This is a genomic window from Myxococcus guangdongensis (assembly GCF_024198255.1).
GTDB lineage: Bacteria > Myxococcota > Myxococcia > Myxococcales > Myxococcaceae > Myxococcus > Myxococcus guangdongensis.
Map to the genome: position 1 here is coordinate 1 of NZ_JAJVKW010000031.1, position 17,936 is coordinate 17,936.

Sequence of the window (17,936 nt, forward strand, 5' to 3'; positions counted from 1 at the left end):
CACCCGAGACGTCGTCCACGAGGGCCGTGAAGGACATGGAGAGGACGACGGGCCCCTCCTTCGGGTTGTCCAAGTCGCCCGTGGTGTACTTGACGCGCGGCAGGTACCACCGGTGGAAGTCCACGCCGTTGACGTCCACCAGCACCACCTCGAGGTTGGACTCCTCCTCGTTGATGAAGCGGTTGAGGAGCGCGGCGTCCTGGAAGTACGCCGTCAGCGAGCCGGACACCGTGATTCCGCCCTCGTGGACCTCCGTCGGCGAGCGCTCGCCGATGACGCCCTGGGTGGTGCGCCCGTTGGTGACGTCGAGCTCCACGCCGGTGACGTTGGCCACCACCGCGCCGCCCTCACGAATGGAGCCGGTGAAGGCATCGAAGGGGCTGGACGTGCCTGCCGGAGTCAGCGTGGTGGCGTGGGACACAGTGGCCTGCACCATGTCCTTGCCCAACAGCGTGACGCTGCCGGTGACGATTTCGCCGGGCTTCACGGACAGCTTCATCCCGTTGATGGCGAGCCCCCGGTACAGCAGGTACTGGCCGATGTCCTCGAAGGCGCGCTCGAAGCTGTACGTCTTCAGCGCCACGCCATTCTTGAGGCGCCGGCCCACCAGCGCGACGGTGCGCCCGGCGGCGGCCGCGTCGGCGACGAGGGCCTTGTCCACGGTGAGGGACAGGGCGGTGACGGCCACCACCTTGGCGCGGCCGTTGTTGCCCGCGGTGGCGAAGCCGGTGGCGACCACCTCGTCGCCCGGCAGGAAGCCGTCCGCGAGGAAGCTGCCGGTGGCGCGGACGAAGGACTCGTCGTCCGCGTCGGCCTCCAGCGACACCGCGCCCGTCGTCACCGCCTCCCAGGTGCCGGACAGGGCCCCGGAGAGGAGCTCGTCGAAGGTGCCCCGGGAGAGCTCGAAGGAGACGTCACCGGCGGCGGTGCGCATGCCGTGGCGCAAGTCCGCCGTCTGCCTGTCCGCCCGAATCTCGTTCGACTGGTACGTCTCCTTCGGCATGTTGAGGCTGGTGCCGGTGAAGCGCAGCGCCTGGTACGTGGTGCTGGCAGGGACGCCGTAGTCGCCCTCCGGGGTGAAGCGCAGCGCGGTGCGCTGTCCTGAAGCTGAAGAAGCCATGCGAGTACTCCTGTCGCGCGACGCGACTCAACCCACCGAGTGCACCAGCCACCAGACGCTGACGGGCACCACCCACCACTCCTCGTCCCGGAGTCCCGGGGCGAGGGAGGCGGACTGCACGCGGACGGTGGTGTCTCCGCGCGGCAGCGAGGTGCCCGGTTTGAAGCCGTCCACCACCGCCTGAGCGGCGGTGACGGCGGCCTTCTCCCCGGTGCCGAAGGGGAAGTGCAGCGACACTTGGAAGACGCCGGGGCGGCGCGTGTAGCCGTCCACGCCCACCGTGCCCGGGGCAGTGCGCGCCCACAGGTGGTGGACGCGCGCCCAGGGCGTGCCCGCCGTGGGGGTGAAGGCCTCGTTGGGGAAGGCCACCTGGGCCATGCCCACCACGGGGCCCAGCACCTCGGCCACGCGCAGCTCCAACGCCTGTTTGATTTCGAGGTGGACGGCGCTCACGTGCCACCGCCCTCCTTCGCGTCCTTCACTGCCTCGCCCAGAATCTCCCGATGGTTGGCGAGGGCGACGCGCACCATGCCGTTCGGAGCCTGGGCGGAGTGGCCGAACTCCAGCCGCCGCCCCTGAGGCAGATTGTTGGTGAGGTAGACGGTGTCGCCCAGCTTCGCGGCCTCGAGCTGCGAAGCCGCGGCGGTGACGACGCCGCTGCCGTCCTTGTCCTCCGTCTCCGTGGTGCCAGACGGGCGCGCGCCAATGCCCACCTGCCAGTTGCCGCGGAATTGCCCGGTGTCCACCGGCGACGACTCCACGATGTTGGCCAAGAGTCCCAGGGCCGTCTTCCGCACCACGACGTTGGCGCGCTCCTTCGTCGCCTTCGCGAAGGCTTCCACCTGGCGCGAGAAGCTGGCGCCCTTGCGCACCTTCCTGTCCGTGTCGCGCAGACTCATGCCGAGGCCACCCGCAGGGTGAAGAGAATGGGCGTGCCGCCCAGTTGCACCGGCGGGTCCACCGCCAGCACGCGCCAGGTGCGCCCCTCCAGCGGGCCCACCTCGTCTCCGGGGCCTGGCACCACCGGCAGCCCGTGGGCACCCACCAGCAGCTTGCGGCGCGCGGCGCGCACCGCGGTGCCCTCCTGCAGCGAATCGCCCTCCTTGTCCTGCCCGGAGTCCGACTGCACCAGCACCTTCAAAGGGTAGCTGACGGAGGACGAGGTGCGCGTGGACGTGGCCACGTCGTACTCCCCCACCGTCCGCCGGGTGAGGGACGCCGCCTGGCCGTACTTCGCCAGCAGCGCGAGGGACTTGCGCGCCAGCCTGTCCGCCAGGGCAGTCACCCGCGCACCACCTGGAAGCTGCCCAGGCCCGCCAGCCGGGGCACCACCAACGGAGACACCAGCGCCGCCACCTCCGCCGGAATGGCGACGTGCGTCTCCTTCGACGTCTTCAGCGGGCCCACCTGGACGCCCTCGTCCACCACCGGGCCCAGGCCCGCCGTCCAGTCCTCCTGGAGAAGCCGGAAGGCGAACTCGGCCACCGCCCACCGCAGCTGCGCCGGAATGGCGGTGGCGGACACCGTGGCCCCGTCGAAGACGACGCCACGGCGCGGCCACGCCAGCGACTGAGCGGCAGACGCCCGCGCGCCCAGGTAGCGGTAGTGGGTGTCGAGGACGCGCGTCGCCCACTTCAGCACGCGCTCCCGCGCCTCTACCGAGGCCGCCGCCCACTCCGCGTTGTGTCCGCGCGCGGAGTGGTAGGCGTCCGCCTCCACCAGGGTGGAGTACGAGTCGGCGGCGGGCCCGCCCGGCGTCGCGTCCAGAGGCACGGGCTACTCCGCCTTGGCCTTGGCGCCCTTGGCCTTCGCCTTCGTCGGCCCCGAGTCACCTTCGCCATCCGTCCGCATCACGCCGGACGGCAGTTGGTCGAAGGACACCGGAGCCCCCATCACCGGCTCGCCAGGCACCTCACGCGCGGCGCGCAGTTCGGCCCGGAGGCGCTCCAGCTCGGCGCCCTGCGAGTCGATGTGCGCGCGCGCGTCGTCCAGCGCGGACACAAGCTTCGCTTCGGCCGCGCCGGCAGCCTTCTCACCGGCCGTCGCCAGCGACTTCGTCCACTGCCGCTCCGCCTCCTCGTGCTCGCGCGAGTCCTTCGGGAAGGCGTTGTGGTACTTGCCGAGAATGTGGAGGGCCGTCGCTGCGTGTCTCGGCACCTCCGCCACACCGGCATTGAAGTCGAAGCCCGCGAGGCTACACGTCTCCCCCGCGCGCGGCCCCACCAGCGCCACTTCCACCGTCAGTCGATTTCCAGCCATCTGTTGCTCCACAGGGAACGCACCCAGCACGTGCTGGGCGCGAGGTTGAGGGCTGGGCCCGCCCGGGCAGGAAGTCTCCGCGGGCAGGCCCAGCCGAGAAGTGCGCCGCTCAGTTCTTCACGCCCTGGAGCACTGCCAGCCCCAGGTCGTTGAACACGGCCAAGCCGCAGTAGAACTTCACGCGGGTGATGGACTCGTCCTTCGTCTCCGCCTCGCCGATGTCCGCGACGTGGATGCCCATCTGCTTCTTCGCATGCAGCCCGGCGATGCCCACCTTGCGGGTGCCGTCGTCGATGCACCCGGCGAGAATGCTGGTGCTGGTGGTGCTGGTGCCCTGCGTCTGGTTGGTGGGAATCCAGTCGTTCCGGAAGATGGGGACGCCCTCGTACACGAGGACCTCCTCCACGCCGTCCGCCAGTTGCACCGTCTCGATGATGCCGGCACCGCCCTGCGTGCGCAGCAGCGTCTTGTAGGAGCGGATGGTGCGGCCCGGCATCAGGTAGAAGTCGAGCTTCCCATCCTTCGCGGTGACCTTCTGCCGGAGCTGGTCCAGCAAGTCGAAGGAGAGGTCGGCGCCGTTCGGCCCGGCCACCAGCGTCTGGCCCGCGCTCACCAGCCCCAGCAGGCCCTCGAACTCGTCATTGGCACCGGTGCCGTTGACGAGCAGGTTGGCGTACTTGCGGCCCACCGCCTTGGCCTTGCCGGCCACCTGGAGCGCCTTCTGGTTGGTGGTGTCCGAGTGCGTCGCCTCGATGAAGTTGTCCACCTCGGCGTCGCCGATGATGCGCTTCAGGGCGCTCGTCACCTGGACGAAGGTGGTGGGCGACTTGGCGGTGATGGTGCCGCCGACGCCCAGCATCTGCACGTCACCCAGCGAGGACTCGCGGTTGTAGACGATGGCCGGCCCTTCCACGGACTCCCAGCGGAGGCGCTGGTAGAAGGCGTCGACGGTGACGATGTTCTCGATGATGCCGCCGACGAGGTCGTCCTGGCTGAGCTTGGCGGCTTCGGCAAGGGTGATGGAAGACATAGGGGTGCGCTCCTCCTCGGAGCGAGGGAATGCGAGACAGACAGAAGGCGCGCCAAGGGCGCAGCTGCTGGAAGCCCTCTGTCATTCAGGGACTGGCGAATGAGTGACTGCTGCCGGGAATCCCTCCCGGTTTGCCGTGGGCCGCATCCCGCGCACCCACGACGGGTGCTACTTCCTGCCGAGCCCCAGCGCGATGCGCTCGAGCGCGGACTTCTTGCCGCCCCCGGGAATCCCTCCCGAGTTCGCCCCCGAGGGCATCCCGCCGCCCGAGGAGCCCGTGCCCTTGAAGGCGCGGGTGAAACGTGAATCCTTCTTCAGCTCCACGACGTACTCGTCAACCGTCATGGGGCTGCCCGACTTGTTCTCACGAGGGTGCCCCTCGTCATCCACAACCCGGACCAGAAACTTCCCGGACTCCTCCACCAGCACCACGTGAGGAGCCATGATGGGTAGCATCAACTCGATGGCCCCCTCATTTTTCGTGAGGGACTCACGGACGGCCCCCTCCGCGAGCTGCTTATGCAGCACCGACGTCAGGCGCTTCACCTCGGCGTCCTTGTCGCCCAACACCTTGGAGTGCTTCTCCTCCAGCGAGGTGCGCTCCTTCGCCCACGCCTCCGCGCCCTTGACGCCCTTCTGCGCGTCGGCGAGCTGGGTGCCCAACTCAGCGAGGCGCTGCTCCACCTCCTCCGGCGTCTTCCCCAACTTCTCGAAGCCCGCCAGCTGGCCCCTCAGCGCCTTGTTGCCGTCGCGCTCCTTCTTGAGCGTCCCCGTGAGGGCGGAGGTGTCGAGGCGCTTCGCCAGCTCGGCGTCGAGGACGTACCTCTCGGGCTCGCCCTCCGCCGCGTCCGCCTTCGTGTAGAGCGCGCGGAGCTTCTCCGGCACCTCGTCCACCTTCTCCAGCTCCGGCTGCCACTCGAACGGCATGTGCTTCCTCTCCCTTCGTCAGCGCGGGCCGGCTACAGCTTCGCCCGCTTGAAAGACGCGGCTTCCACCGCGTGCAGTTGCTCCAGCGTCAGCGTCTTCCCGCTGGCGTCGGTGAAGCGGCCCAGCGGCAGGCCTCCCTCACGCCAGAGCTGCGCGCGCGTCGGCCCGAGTACCTCGTCTTGGAAGGCCCGGGACTGCTTGCGCAGCCAGTCCTCGTAGGAGAGTCCCTTCGGCACCTGGCCGACGTTCTCCCGCGTCCACTTCTGGCGCTGGCGGGAGATGGCCGCGTCGCGCTCCTTCGTGGACATGGACTTCCAACGCTCCTCGCCCGCCTTGGCCTTCGCCTCGGCGCGGAAGTCGATGTCCCGCTGACGCCTTGTGCGTGTGTCCGTGACAGAGGGCCTGTCTCCAATCAGCTTCACGCCGTCAATGACGGGTGACGTGGTGGTCCGGCATCCTCGATGGAATGGAGGACGGCGTCCGTCGCGCACCGGGAACACCTTCCCGTCCAGCGCCATGCACACCAGCGTGGTGCGCCCGTCCAGGGTGGCCACCATGCGCACGTGCTGGACGATGTCGGCGTTCGCCCTGTACGTCTCCTCCCGTGCCTGGGTGGCCACGTGGTTGGTGGCGGTGCGCACCACGGACTCCGCGTTGCGCCGGCTCGTCTCCAGCACGCCGTCCGAGTAGCCCTGGGCCCGGGTGCCCATGACTTCGCGGACCATCTGCTGCGTCGTCTTCCCCTCCACCACGCCCTGGCGCACCACCCGGCCCATGCGGTCCAGGTCGGCAGGCGCGAGGGACTCGGCCCAGTCCTTCAGCGCGTGCCCCTCGAAGGGACGAGAGAAGGCGGCCGCGTGCAGCACCTCCGCGGTGGGCGTCGCCACGGAGAGCTCGGCGATGAGCGTCTCCTGGAGGACGGCCACCTGCCACCGCGCCTCGTGCGTGGCGAAGAGTCCCAGCTCCTCCGTCAGCAGGCCCATGGCGGTGCCGTAGGCTTCAGCGCGCACGGCGCCCACACGGGCCAGCGTCTCCTCCAGGCGCCGCGTCACCGCGGTCCCCGCGTCGTACCCGCCCGCCGCTTCGATGCGCGCCAGGCGCTTCGTCAGCTCGGCTTCCAGGTCCTCCTCGGACTCGTTGAGCACCTCCACCACGCGCCGGACAAGGCCCGCCTTGTACCGCTCCACCTGCACCGCGTGGGCGATGGAGCGCTCCAGCAGCTCCTCGTTCATTGTGGGTCCGGTGCTCACCGCGGGCCCCCGCGCCGGCGGCGCTGACGCTCCACCCGCTCCGAAGCGAGGAGGGCGTACCCGGCGATGTCCCGCCACGGGGACTCACCCAACGCGTCCCGGTCCGTCGCCACGCGGAATAGCTTGTCCACCACGCGAACCACGGACAGGGCGTCGTCGAGCTTCGTCCGCGGGATGCCGTCCGGGTACAGGAGTGCCAGCACCTGGCCGGCCTTGCCGAAGGCGTCGCCGTAGGCGCGCTGCTTCTCCGCCACCAGGTGGCCCACCGCTGCGCCGAGCGCCGCATAGTCCGGGCTCGACACCGAGCGCACCGGCTCGACGCGGAGACGCCGACCTCGCGGGCCAGCTACCCGCCGACGAGGTGTCGCATGGGCGGGTCCGCGCCTGCTGCGCTGGAGCTTCCGGGCGCTCATGGCCGGGCCGCCTTCCACCGCGCGAAGAAGGCGCGCAGCCCGGCGCGGTCCAGTTCCACAGCGCCAGCCTCAAGCGCGGCCGCGCGGCGCGGGGGCGTCAGGTCGTAGTGGGGCTTGCTCGCCGCTGGCGGGGCTTGGAACCACTCACGGTTCAGGCCGATGCGGGCCGCGAAAGCGTGCAACTCCGCCTCGCCGCCCGGGGCACAGAGGAGGTGGCACCAGCGGTGCCCGTGGCGCTCGCCGGCCCGGCGGGTGGCCAGGTCCGCCGGGGGCGGGTGCGGCACGAGCTGGTCGACGTAGACGCTCACGCGTCACCGCCGCGCATGCACTGGCACTCGGTGGCGTCCGTCCAGGAGGGGCACCTGTCCCGCTTGACGTGCCACGCAGCGCCAGACAGGTACAGGAGGAACTCGCTCATGTGCCGGGTGAAGAGGACCTGACCCACGCCCACGAGGTGCCCAGGAGGGAGGCACGGGGACTCGCGGACCTCGACGTCCACGAGGGCGCTCACGTCGGGCATCACGCGGCACCCGCCTTCCCCGCCCAGGCGAGGACGTGCTTCAGCGCCAGGTACGCCGCCGCACCGTACTCGTCCGCGCGCAGTTCCTCCCGCCACGCGTTGCGCCGCGCGCGCAGCTGCTTGCCCGAGACGTGCCCCACCTCGTGGCCGAGGATGTAGGCGAGGTGGAGCGGGTCGACATCCGGCGCAGCCCAGTAGTGGATGACGGACACCCCCGGCCTGCGCCCCGCGAACGCCCAGGCGCCCATGTCGAGGATGCCCTGCCGCATGTCCGGCCACTCGACAACGTCACGAGGGCGGAGCCCCATGGGGCGGAAGTAGACGCGCGCCAGGGCGTGGGGGCTGCGGTGACGAACGAAGCGGACGCGGGGAAGCGCCCGGGGCACCCCGCCGATGGTGACGGCGGACAGCCGTATCAGGCGCGAGGGGGCACGTCTTCGAGCGGCACGGGAGCGCATTGGCCCCGAGCGTCAGGCCACGTGCGGACGGAGTCCGGACCTCATGCGAGCCGCGCCTCCCACTTCGGGAACGGCAGTGACGGAGGCAGCCGGCGCCGGATGCCCGTGCGCAGCCCCCAGAGGTAGCGGTGATTCCCGTGGTGGCGCTGCTTGCGCGTCACCAGCGGGAGCCACGCCCTGAGCCACCCGCGCAGGTCCTCGCCGGGCGCGGGTGCTTCGGCACCTGCGTCCACGAGCTGCGCCACCGCGTACCGCCATCCCTGCTCTCGCGCCCTCACCTTCTGCGCTGCGCGGGCGGAGAACACCGTCCCGTCGGGCAGGAGGTGCAGCGTCCGCGGCGTGCCCCGGCCCCGGTACACCGCGTTGTGCGCTTGGTAGATGGTCCCCACGTGCCCCGGGAACACCACCGCGCCGCCCGAGCTGGCGCGCGCCTCCGGGTCCGCGAAGGCCAGGACGCCCTCCACGCCGTCCCGGGCCAGGGCAGCGAAGGCCCGCGCAAGGAACCACGCCTCAACATTGGCCGGGGCATGACTCAGCACGTGGAGTCCCGACGCGACCGACAAGAAGCGCAGTGCGCATTTGGGGTGCGGATCGGCACGCGTCCTGCGGATCGATGGTGAGGACACGGTTCGCCACGATCTGGACGGCATTCTGCATACGACAGTAAGTCTCCGCGACAATGACAGCCGGCCCACCGAAACTCAGGCAAGATCCTCTGCTTGCCCACCGGAGCAGGGCCGACTCTCCACAACCAAGGGGGGCATCGCCCCCCACATGCACCACTACTCTATAGGCAAGATGAACGAGAGCAGTCGGACAGCCCCTCTGGCATCACCTCATTGATAGCGGCAAAGGTCATCTGGACCCCTCCCCCCAGGGCATTAGCACTCTCACCACGGAAACATATACTCCCAAGGCACTCAAACCACCCAAGCACCACGGCCGTCAAACTCCAACACACCTCACCAATCCCATGAACCGTTCCTTTGTCTTCTTCTGCATCGCGACCTTGTCATCGGCCGCGTGGGCCCAGGACAAGCAAGCCAACCCACCTACGCCCACCGAGGCAGTCACCATACCCCTGTCTCAAGAAGAAACACTCAACAGGCTCATCGCAATCGTTCGGAGGCACGAAACACAAATCAAAACCCATGAAGACCAGATCGAGACGCTTCAGAAAGGAGCTGCGGAGCAAGCGGCAAAGATCGAGTCCATTCATGAAAAACAAACAGCGGACACCCTGAATCTTGCAAAGCAAATTGCATCAATCGCGAACGATCTCGCCACACAACAACAAGAAGATCAGAAAATCAGCGAAGCCCTGGCCAATACCAACAAGGAGCTATTGGCAGCAATTTCTGCGGCAACCGCCGACATCGCCAAACTCAAAGAAGGGAAGGCGGACAAGTCGCGCTTTTGGGAGACTCTCGCAGGCAAGCTCGGCTGCGCAGTAAAAGGGGCGGCAGTAGTCGTTGGCATGATCACGGGAAAGAAAATCAACGTCCCAGACTCCCTGTGTTCGTAATAACGAGCCACGGCCGACAATTCCCCATCCCTCATCGGCGCCGACACCTCCGTCCGCTTGCGACTATTGGCATTGGCGAATCCGAATGGCCCCAGATTGCCGCAAAGCCGTGCGCCCACCTCTAGTTGGCGGTAGCCACAAGTGAGACTGGAGATGCCAGCTTGAGCCTCGACATTGACCAGGACGCACAGGCGCGTCAACGAGGACCCGAGTTAGCCCTGCAGGGAGTGCTTCGTGCGGGGCGTTTGAGGTGCCGTCGGCACATGGGCGAGCACTCCGGCGCCCAGGCTGGAACCGAAGCGAGCCCGTACACCACACAGCTCGCAGTGAACGAAGCGCCACTCCAGCGCCCTCATGCTGCACCTCCAGCAGCGACAGGGGGAACGCCGCCAGCGACGGGCGACAGAGGGGGCTCCATTTGGCTGGGAAGCTGGGGCTCGTCCTTCGGCTCCGAGCGAAGCGCGCCCAGCCTGGGGCCCTCCTCCGAGAGGTAGTCCGCGTCCAGCTCCTCGTCGAAGTCCGCGGAGAGGGTGCCCCGGCGCTGCAGCTCCTTCAGGAAGGCACGGCGAGAGATGTCGCCCGCCGCGCGCGTCTTGAAGAGCACCTCCAGGCCCTGCGCGTCACCCTCCTCCACGCCGAAGTCCGTGTGCACGGACACCTTCAGCTTGTCGTCCGGAACCTCGACGCCCATCCACCGGGCCGCGAAGTGGAAGGCCAGCTCCAGCGCGTCGCCGAAGGTGCGCGCCATGGCGCCCAGCTTCGAGTGGCTCTGCCCGGTGTTGATGGACTTCTCCGTCGCGGTGGTGTTGCTCTTCCGGCGGACGAGCAGCTCCACGCTGAGGGCCGCCATCTGGTCCTCCAGGCGCTCGAGGTCCTTCGCGCCCGCCTCGATGGCCGCCCCGGCGTGCTCCACGTAATAGAATTTCCCCTGGGGGTTGCTGGTGGTGAGCAGCGAGTGGGGGCCGATGGCGATGCCGCCGCGCCCACCGGACTTCCCGAGGAACTCCCTGTCCTCCGCGTCCAGCCCTTCGAGTTCGGCGCCCCCGCCCCGCGGCGACTCGTCCGTCACACCCGAGGCCGCCAGAATCGGGAAGCGGGTGATGGTGAGGATGTTTCGCTGGTCACTGGAGGACTGCCAGTGCTCCAGGTTCTTCTCGGCCAAGGAGAGCAGCGGCGGGCGGATGAGCATGAGTCCCTTGGGCTTGCCCGCGTACCAGGTGACGAGGGGGATGAAGCCCAGCGTGTTCTCCCCGCCGTCCACCTGCGCCCAGGCGCCATTCCCGTCCTTCTCGTACACCGCCCACGCATCCCGCTCGAGCACGCGGACGCGCTCCACAGAGACTTCCTCGAAGCCAGACACCCGCGTCACCATGTCGCGGATGCGCACGTGCGTCAGCACCTGGGCGCCACCCTCCACCGTGACGTAGGCCGCAAGGAGGGAGTCCGCGGGCACGTGGATGAAGTACGGCCGCACGCCCGCCTCCTCCTCGTCCGCGCGCGTCTGCACCTGCGTCCTGTCCACCGTGGGGTACTCGACGAGGACGTGCACCAGCCCGTTGGCCAGCCCGTCCGCGAAGGCGTTGCGCGCCCACGTCGTCACGTCGTTGCCCTGTTTGTCCACGTCGTCCACGAGGGCGTGAAGCTCCTCGGGCGCGGAGTCGGACAGCGTCACCGGCTTGGTGAAGGGCATCTCCGCCAGGGTGCCGAGCGCGGACTCGACGTAGTTGAAGAGGAAGCTGCGCTGGAGGCGCTCCCGGTACGCCTCCTCGGACTCGCGCGCGTGCTGCGGCAGGTACAGCGTCCCCGCAGCGCGCATGGCCGTCGTACCGCCCAGCAGGGCCCTCACCAGCGCCCAGTGCGGCTGCATCGCCTTGTGCGCGCTGCTCTCGTTACTCACGTCGGACGTCATGGACGGGCCCTCTCTGCGTGGCCGGGACGGCGAAGGTGGACGTACTGCCAGTTGCGGAGCGCCAGGCGGGCGAGGCGCATGGACGTCGGGTCCGCGAGGTGGGGGAAGAAGCGCAGCACCAGCCAGGCGGAGTCGCGCCGGGCCGCGCGCGGCAGGCCTCGCCCGCGCAGGCGCCAGGAGGTGCCGGGCCGGCGGCGGGCGGCAACCGGGGGCGTGGCCCTCACCCGGACACCACCCGGAAGGGCCCGCGGACGCCCGCGCTGAAGCGCTCCGCCGCGCGCAACGCCATGCGCACCCGCGCCTCGGGCTTGAGGTGCCGGGCCGCGAAGAGGGCACCGCGCGCGGCCTCGCTGCCGCACCCGACAGCGTCGAAGCCGTCGCGGGACTCCGCCACCTGGTAGTCGGACTCGACGCGGAAGAGGTGCCCCGCCACGCCGACGAGGAAGGTGCCGCCCAACTCCTGCTCGCTCTGCTTCGCCGCCCAGCCCTTGTCCTTCAGGGCCGCGCGCACCGCGTCCACGAAGTCCACAACCATGTACCGGCCCAGCGCCCCGGGCCGCTTCGGCAGCGGCGGCGGGCTGAAGGCGTGCCGCAGCACCTGCCCCATGCGGAAGGACGAGGTGAAGCCGACGATGAAGGGGCCGGTGGAGAACACCTTCGCGTCGGCGCGGACGGTGAGCTCGTACCCGGCGACGCCCGCGCTGTCCCCGCCCAGGTACACGCGCCCCCGCGCCACTACCCCAGCAATGCACGTCACGTTGCCACCTCGGGAGACATGCGGCGGACAGCGGACTCGCCGCCCACCACGGTGAAGACGGAGGCCACGGAGGACGTCATGTCGGCCGGGCCCGCCAGCAGCAGGTGCAGCACTTCGGGCCGCGCCGTCGTCAGCGCTCCCCGAATGGAGGCCACGTCCGTCGCGGACAGCACCGCGCGGCCACCCGGGTGGGTGTGCCAGTCGCCCAGGTAGTGCAGCTGCGGGTGGACGCGCGCCACCAGAAGGGTGTCTCGTGCCCGGTCCGCCTCGTAGCCCAGGCGGCTGCGGAGCGCGCGCCGTCCGGGGCCCGTCAGCGCCAGCACGTGGGCCTCGCCGTCCACCACCTGCCCCAGCAGCAGCCCGCCCGTCTCCAGTGGGGCGCGCACGCGGGCCAGGCGCTGGGCCTTCGTCAGCACGGCGCGGAGCACCCAGACGCGGTACGGGCCGGACACGTACAGGACGGCACCAGGTGCCGGCGCGGTGGCGCACGTGGCGCTCATCGGTAGCTCCTCAACCGGAAGGTGGGCTCGGCAACCGCGCCCACGGACATGCCGCCGGCCACCGCGTCCAAGCCGTCGTCGTGGACGCCGGGGTTGGGCGCCGCGACCGCCTCCTCTACCCACCAGCCATTCCACGCGCCGCGCACCAGCTTCACGTTGCCCGCCTGGGCCTGGGCGCTGACGGGTCCCCACATCTGCACCTTGCTGCCCGTCTTCCGGTGTCCGCGCACCGTGAAGCCGAAGAGGACGCGCGAGGCGTAGTTGTGCGTGGTGTTCTTCCCGCTGCTGCCGCCCTCTTCCTCCAGCCACACCGGGACAGCCACTCCGTCCTCCTCCGCCGTCGCCTTGATGAACTTCTCCACGTCGGCCGGAGTGCCGCGCTTCCGCCGGACGTCGCGCACCCACAGCTCCTGCTCTCCGCCCGGCAGCCTCCGCACCGCCACCTTCGCGCCCGCCGTCCAGTCGGGGTCGTTCTTCGGCTTCCCGCGAGGGCCCACCTTCTCCTCGGTGGCCGCCAGGTCCCAGTAGCGCAGCCAGTGCAGGCCCGCCGGCGCCTCGTCCACCACCTGGAACCACTCGCGCTTGAAGAGCTTGCCCGCGGGACGGACGTTCCAGTCCCCGTGCCGCAGTTGCATGCGCAGCACCGGGTCGGCGATGGCTCCCAGGCTCTTCTCGTACTCCGCCTTGTTGAGGCTCGGGTTGTCCTCCAGCTTCGAGGGGACGAAAGCGACCTCGCCGTTCGGCGTCACGTCGATGAACTTGGCCTTCACCCACGCATGGCCCAGGCCACCCGGGTTGGCGGAGCCGCGCATGCGCAGCGGCACATCCATCCCCTCGGGCTTGCGCAGGCGCCCGTGTAGGTAGTCGTACATGGGCTGGGTGAACTGCGTCAGCTCATCGAAGCCGATGAACTGATAGGCCGCGCCCTGGTAGTTGTAGACGTCGTCCTCGTGCTGGAGGTACGCGAACTTCACCAGCGCTCCCGAGGGGAACGTCCACTGGTGCAGCTCCTTGTCCCAGTGGGCATCCGTCGCCTTCAGCCACGTCTTGCTCCGCGGGATGAGCGCGTCCGGCTGGTTCAGGTCCTGGTACGTGCGCCGGAAGAGGACGGCCGCGTACCCGGGCACGTCCACGTACTGGAGCGCGGCCATGAGGAGCGCATCGGACTTCCCACCGCCCGCCGCGCCACCGAAGAGCACCTCGCGCACCGCCCCTAGCAGGAGAAACGCCGCCTGCGTCGCGTGGGGTCGGTGCGGCACGTAGCTACTCATCCGCGGCTCCAGCAGCCGGGCCAGCTCCTGCCGTTCCTTGGGGGGAAGGGAGCGCACCCAGTCGGGCGAGAAGCCCGGCGATTGCGGAGAGTCGTTCGGGGTCGGGCTCAACATGCTTCACCTCCACCTTGGCCGTGACGTCCGCCTTCACGGGCCCGCCGTCCTTGCCGGCCAACTCCACCCGCTCGAGGAAGTCCCCCTGGCTCTTCGCCAGCAGCTCCGACGCCTTGAGGCGCTGCGGCATGTCCTCCTCGGTGTCCTCCATCGTCCGGGTCCAGAAGGCCTGGCGCTGCTCCCGGGTGGCGATGTGCGGCCCCACCTCTTTCCCCTCGCGCTCTGCGATGAGTGCGCGGATGTGAGGATTTCTGAGGAGCCCCCGCGCCGTCTGGGCCAGCACGTTGTCGCGGCCCGCGTACCCGGCGAGGCGCGCCGCCTCCGTGCCGTTCCCTGCGTACAGCTCCGCGAACCGCCGCTGCTTGGGCGTCAGCGAGCGCGACGACTCATCCGGGGCGCTCCGGGCATCCTGGGGTTTGGTGCTCTTGCGGGGCCTCTTCGCTGCCACGCCACGGAGTGTCGGGGTGTGCAGGGACGGCATCCGCGATTAATTCGCAGGCAACTACCCGAGCCCCCCTTCACTAGTACACAGCCCCCCCATGAGTCCCCTCTCCATCGGGGCAGCCGCACTTGCCCGGCGGGCCCGGAACGCCCTGTGGTCCGCGTGCACCAGTAGGGCCTTGCTCTCCCTTAGGACCCGGCTCACCTGTCGAGCCTCTAAGCAAACGAACTAGTGACGGGTCACCTCGAAGCCTCGTCACCACATCATTCGGATCAGGAATGGTGCGATACACTGCGGCACCGATAGCCACAAACACCATTAGAGCCACGGCAGTACCGACCATCCGCCGGGCCGCCCTAAACACATCTACAAAAAAATCCGTAGCAGCAGCGTTGTGACGCACGCATCGATCTATCGAATCAATCAACTCCCGCAGCGCAGTTTGCTTCCGGCCAGCCATGAGCAGGTCGTCACTCAAAGCGACCATCATCTTCACATCAACCCCAAAATACCAAAGCAGCAGAAGGCCAGCCCAAGCAAGAGGCAGCGCCACCACCAAAGAAATTAGCGACACCAGCGGAGGAAATGTCGTCGCAAGACCAACGACGATTGGCAGCAGTACCAACACCACTCCCAATAGCCACCGAGCCTTCTCATCCACCAACTTGCGACTCGCGTCCTCGGCTGCTTCGATCCGAGTAGCCGTCAGCAAAGCAATTTCAAGACCGGACTCCGTTGCAGAAGGAAGCGTCACGACACGCCTAGGCCATGGATCATAACTGCGTCCCTTGACCTCAGCCCTCGAGCACGCGATTCCACAGAGTCGCAGCGTCCCAAATACCAGAAGATCGACGAGCCTCACTCATCCCCGCCATTTCATCTCAAGCAAGCTCAATTCCTGCGCATCGCCATCATCAACTCACCCGCCACATCGGCAACACCGGCTAGATCTAGCCACGCCCATTGACCAGACGCATTAACCTCAAAAAACACCCATTCTCCATGCACATCAACAGCAAAATCAACGGCCGCAAAGCGAAGCCCCAAAGAGCCAACCAACGTCCTGAGCTTCGCGGCCACATCCGCAGGAACCTCAAGAGGGAAATACTCCACGCCTTCCATGTTGTTACGCCGGATATCTAGCAACTGCTTGCCGTCCTGGCCTCGCCGCCTCATTCCGACAGCAACAAGCCTTCCGTCCACCACGCAGACCCTGGAGTCAAACTCCTTCTCAACCTCTGCCTGAAACAAAGTCGGACATCTAGACACCAGACCAAGATGCTGACCATGTTCTTTCTCGATGCGAGACGTATAGACCTGAGTGTCCTCCTCGGGACTCGCTCGCTCCAGGTATCCACCAGAAAGCGGCTTGACCACCACCCGTCCGAACTCGGCCAAGAACTGGCGAGCCTCCGTCTCGTCCTGAGTCAAGAGAGTTGACGGAATCACGAGCCCAATACGTTTCGCCAAATCCAGTTGAGTCAGTTTTCGAGACGCCTGCGTCGTTCGCGTCGGATGATTAATCCAGCGTCCCTCCTCGATCCTTGCAAAGAACCCCTCAAGCGCTTCTGCCCATTCATTCGCGCTATGTCTTCGCCCCGCCTCGTCGCCCACGTCCAACGGAATTGCTATTCGCTTCGGCCTGCGCATCCAAACACACGAAACCTCTTCCGGATGAAGTCTAGCTTCGCCAAGGGATAGCTGAATATGCCCTCCCTGGAAGCGAACCTTCGCGGATCGTGCTACGCTGTCCGTATCCAGGCGAACATATTGCACCCCTTCCCGGGCCAGCCTAGCGCACATGAAATTCGCAGTGACATCCATGCTATTCGTAACAATCAAAATCACGGCCCCACCTCGGGCCCATCCCTGCCACTTCGCCCGATCAGAGACTCCCCCCAAGGGCCTTCAATATCCTGATCCGCCTCTTCTCGCGCATCAGTTCGAGTTTGCGTTCCCAATGAAGCAATCTCGTCGCCGCCGGTGCCGGGGAAAACCAAACCACCACCACGCCACGGATCTTGGTCAGGCTCTTCGCGAGCCGTCTTTGTGAACGTCTGAGTGCCCATCGAAACCATGGATTCGGCCGGCCTGACCGGGAAGGCGCTCACATCATTGCCAGCATCACTGTCGCGTTCCTCTCGTTCAGTTCGGCCAGTCTTCGTCATCGTTCCCGTGAAGATGCCTCCCCCAGAACAACGATCGTTGTCGGGCTCCTCCCTCGTTCCCGTTTTCGTCATTGTCCCGGCCACAAGTGCGGCGCTATCCGTGGCGCCCAACGCCACGCTCTCTGCCCCTCCCGAAGCCATGTCCAAAGTGCTCCCCACAGGTTCCTCGAACAGCAGCACAAAACTCGCAGGCGTCGTCATTTGCTCAACTCCGTTTGCGCCACAGAATCCAGATACACAGGAATCACTCAGGTGGGATTTTCGCGCTTAGGGATAGCGTGATGTTGCCTTTTGCTGCCACACGAAGGAGCCAGTATTAGCACGCGCACCCAGGTCCCTGATGGCACGTGTTCCCCGTCGGGATGCAGGAGTCGCCGCAGGGCTTACTGGTTGAGCCGCAGCGCTTGCAGCACGCGCTCCCCCCGCCCCCCTCGTCGGATGGGTACTCGCATGTCATCGAGCGCGGGTCGCATTTGCTCTGCCCCAGGCACTCGTCCACGACGTGCCACTCCCGTCGCCCCTCCTTGTCGGCCTTGCACCGGAGCACGGCATACTCACCACACGTCATCGTGCCGGGCTCTTCGTTCGCACAGGATTCGCGCTCAAGGTCGCATCCCTGCAGCGTCAGCGCGGCCACCAGCAACACCAACAACCTGGTCATGCTCCCCCCGTCAGAAGTGGACGGGGGCATGCTTCCAGTGAGGAGCCCACCTCGCAAGCCCTAGCTTTCACCTCCAGGCCACAGCTCTAGCTGCCCCGCCGCACGCACCTTCTGCGTCCGAGGGAGCGGGGCCGGCTCGGGGCGAAGCCGCAGTTCCCGGGAGTAGGAGATGGAGGCCTTCCGGAGCCGGTCCTTCGCCCTGGCAAACGCCTCCTCGTCGTCACCCGCGTCCGCGTAGGCCAGCGCGGCAGAGGTGAGCCTGTCCCAGGGGCTGGAGTACGTCTCCGCCAGCGGGGTGGACAGGGGCTGGCCCCGCGTCGCGCGCTTCGCGTGGGCGTGGCACAGCTTCCGGCGCGGCGCAGCGTCGCGCGTGCAGCCGTCCACCGTGCAGGGCTCGGAAGGACACGGCGTCATGCCCCATGGCCCTCCTGGGCAGTCGACACCTGGCGCAGCACGCCCAGGCGCTGGCCCAGCTCCCGGACTCCCGCGCGGAAGGCATCGAGCTGGACCGCCAGGCGCAGACGCCCCGCCTCGAAGTCCGCGCGCGCCTCAGCGGCAGCCACAGCCTCACGCTCGGGCAAGCCGTGCCCCGACTGCTGGTCCCTGCGCTCC

At 68.0% G+C, this 17,936-nt stretch carries 25 protein-coding genes; 2 read left to right on the plus strand and 23 right to left on the minus strand.

The genetic code is table 11. From position 1 onward, the window contains the following. The 14 genes from LXT21_RS44210 to LXT21_RS44275 form a co-directional block, all read right to left on the minus strand. A partial coding sequence (locus LXT21_RS44210) for a phage tail tube protein (RefSeq protein WP_254044301.1) occupies positions 1-1,120 on the minus strand: 1,120 nt, incomplete at its 3' end. Between the two features lie 27 nt (positions 1,121-1,147). After that, positions 1,148-1,573, minus strand: coding sequence for a phage tail terminator-like protein (locus LXT21_RS44215; protein WP_254044302.1), 426 nt, complete (start codon positions 1,571-1,573; stop codon positions 1,148-1,150). After that, entirely contained in the window at positions 1,570-2,019 is a 450-nt protein-coding gene (locus LXT21_RS44220) for an HK97 gp10 family phage protein (RefSeq protein ID WP_254044303.1), read from the minus strand. The genes LXT21_RS44215 and LXT21_RS44220 overlap by 4 nt, the downstream gene beginning before the upstream one ends. After that, entirely contained in the window at positions 2,016-2,405 is a 390-nt protein-coding gene (locus tag LXT21_RS44225) for a hypothetical protein (RefSeq protein WP_254044304.1), read from the minus strand. The genes LXT21_RS44220 and LXT21_RS44225 overlap by 4 nt, the downstream gene beginning before the upstream one ends. After that, a complete protein-coding gene (locus tag LXT21_RS44230) occupies positions 2,402-2,893 on the minus strand; it encodes a DnaT-like ssDNA-binding protein (RefSeq protein ID WP_254044305.1) in 492 nt (163 codons plus the stop codon). The genes LXT21_RS44225 and LXT21_RS44230 overlap by 4 nt, the downstream gene beginning before the upstream one ends. A gap of 3 nt (positions 2,894-2,896) precedes the next feature. Next, positions 2,897-3,379, minus strand: a complete 483-nt coding sequence (locus LXT21_RS44235) for a hypothetical protein (protein ID WP_254044306.1) — start codon at positions 3,377-3,379, stop codon at positions 2,897-2,899. Positions 3,380-3,488: 109 nt separating this feature from the next. Beyond that, positions 3,489-4,409, minus strand: a complete 921-nt coding sequence (locus LXT21_RS44240) for a major capsid protein (RefSeq protein WP_254044307.1) — start codon at positions 4,407-4,409, stop codon at positions 3,489-3,491. Between the two features lie 168 nt (positions 4,410-4,577). After that, complete coding sequence (locus LXT21_RS44245) at positions 4,578-5,336, minus strand: hypothetical protein (protein ID WP_254044308.1); 759 nt, start codon at positions 5,334-5,336, stop codon at positions 4,578-4,580. Between the two features lie 32 nt (positions 5,337-5,368). Continuing rightward, a complete protein-coding gene (locus LXT21_RS44250) occupies positions 5,369-6,568 on the minus strand; it encodes a minor capsid protein (RefSeq protein WP_254044309.1) in 1,200 nt (399 codons plus the stop codon). Positions 6,569-6,582: 14 nt separating this feature from the next. Then, on the minus strand, positions 6,583-6,888 hold the full coding sequence (locus LXT21_RS44255; RefSeq protein ID WP_254044310.1) for a hypothetical protein: 306 nt from the start codon (positions 6,886-6,888) through the stop codon (positions 6,583-6,585). A 107-nt stretch (positions 6,889-6,995) separates the two neighbouring features. Further along, positions 6,996-7,307: a DUF4031 domain-containing protein gene (locus LXT21_RS45095; protein ID WP_254044311.1), complete on the minus strand. Its 312-nt coding sequence runs from the start codon at positions 7,305-7,307 to the stop codon at positions 6,996-6,998. Further along, positions 7,304-7,510, minus strand: coding sequence for a hypothetical protein (locus LXT21_RS44265; protein ID WP_254044312.1), 207 nt, complete (start codon positions 7,508-7,510; stop codon positions 7,304-7,306). Before LXT21_RS44265 ends, LXT21_RS45095 begins: the two co-directional genes overlap by 4 nt. An 8-nt stretch (positions 7,511-7,518) precedes the next feature. Beyond that, on the minus strand, positions 7,519-7,788 hold the full coding sequence (locus LXT21_RS44270; protein ID WP_254044313.1) for a M48 family metalloprotease: 270 nt from the start codon (positions 7,786-7,788) through the stop codon (positions 7,519-7,521). Positions 7,789-8,018: 230 nt separating this feature from the next. Beyond that, positions 8,019-8,516, minus strand: coding sequence for a hypothetical protein (locus LXT21_RS44275; protein ID WP_254044314.1), 498 nt, complete (start codon positions 8,514-8,516; stop codon positions 8,019-8,021). A gap of 434 nt (positions 8,517-8,950) precedes the next feature. Between LXT21_RS44275 and LXT21_RS44280 the strand changes: the two genes are divergently transcribed. Further along, positions 8,951-9,502 (plus strand): hypothetical protein, encoded by a 552-nt coding sequence (locus LXT21_RS44280; protein WP_254044315.1) that lies wholly within the window; start codon positions 8,951-8,953, stop codon positions 9,500-9,502. 352 nt (positions 9,503-9,854) lie between these two features. On the opposite strand, the gene LXT21_RS44285 is transcribed toward LXT21_RS44280, so the two are convergent. The 9 genes from LXT21_RS44285 to LXT21_RS44325 all read right to left on the minus strand — a co-directional run bounded on the left by LXT21_RS44285 (position 9,855) and on the right by LXT21_RS44325 (position 17,738). Continuing rightward, positions 9,855-11,411: a DUF4055 domain-containing protein gene (locus LXT21_RS44285; protein WP_254044316.1), complete on the minus strand. Its 1,557-nt coding sequence runs from the start codon at positions 11,409-11,411 to the stop codon at positions 9,855-9,857. 220 nt (positions 11,412-11,631) lie between these two features. After that, positions 11,632-12,168 carry a hypothetical protein gene (locus tag LXT21_RS44290; RefSeq protein ID WP_254044317.1) on the minus strand — a complete coding sequence of 179 codons (537 nt, stop codon included), beginning with the start codon at positions 12,166-12,168 and terminating at the stop codon, positions 11,632-11,634. Continuing rightward, positions 12,165-12,668, minus strand: a complete 504-nt coding sequence (locus tag LXT21_RS44295; protein WP_254044318.1) for a Mov34/MPN/PAD-1 family protein — start codon at positions 12,666-12,668, stop codon at positions 12,165-12,167. Before LXT21_RS44295 ends, LXT21_RS44290 begins: the two co-directional genes overlap by 4 nt. Then, positions 12,665-13,939, minus strand: coding sequence for a terminase large subunit domain-containing protein (locus tag LXT21_RS44300; RefSeq protein WP_254044319.1), 1,275 nt, complete (start codon positions 13,937-13,939; stop codon positions 12,665-12,667). The genes LXT21_RS44295 and LXT21_RS44300 overlap by 4 nt, the downstream gene beginning before the upstream one ends. After that, complete coding sequence (locus LXT21_RS44305) at positions 13,932-14,501, minus strand: terminase small subunit (RefSeq protein ID WP_254044320.1); 570 nt, start codon at positions 14,499-14,501, stop codon at positions 13,932-13,934. Before LXT21_RS44305 ends, LXT21_RS44300 begins: the two co-directional genes overlap by 8 nt. A gap of 73 nt (positions 14,502-14,574) precedes the next feature. Further along, positions 14,575-15,249 carry a type 2 periplasmic-binding domain-containing protein gene (locus LXT21_RS44310; RefSeq protein ID WP_254044321.1) on the minus strand — a complete coding sequence of 225 codons (675 nt, stop codon included), beginning with the start codon at positions 15,247-15,249 and terminating at the stop codon, positions 14,575-14,577. A gap of 137 nt (positions 15,250-15,386) precedes the next feature. Continuing rightward, positions 15,387-16,343, minus strand: coding sequence for an MvdC/MvdD family ATP grasp protein (locus tag LXT21_RS44315; protein WP_254044322.1), 957 nt, complete (start codon positions 16,341-16,343; stop codon positions 15,387-15,389). Then, positions 16,340-16,864, minus strand: coding sequence for a hypothetical protein (locus LXT21_RS44320; RefSeq protein WP_254044323.1), 525 nt, complete (start codon positions 16,862-16,864; stop codon positions 16,340-16,342). The genes LXT21_RS44315 and LXT21_RS44320 overlap by 4 nt, the downstream gene beginning before the upstream one ends. Positions 16,865-17,384: 520 nt before the next feature. Then, complete coding sequence (locus LXT21_RS44325) at positions 17,385-17,738, minus strand: hypothetical protein (RefSeq protein ID WP_254044324.1); 354 nt, start codon at positions 17,736-17,738, stop codon at positions 17,385-17,387. 5 nt (positions 17,739-17,743) lie between these two features. Here LXT21_RS44325 and LXT21_RS44330 point away from each other — a divergent pair. After that, positions 17,744-17,936: hypothetical protein (locus LXT21_RS44330; protein WP_254044325.1), on the plus strand; the 193-nt coding region annotated here is incomplete at its 3' end.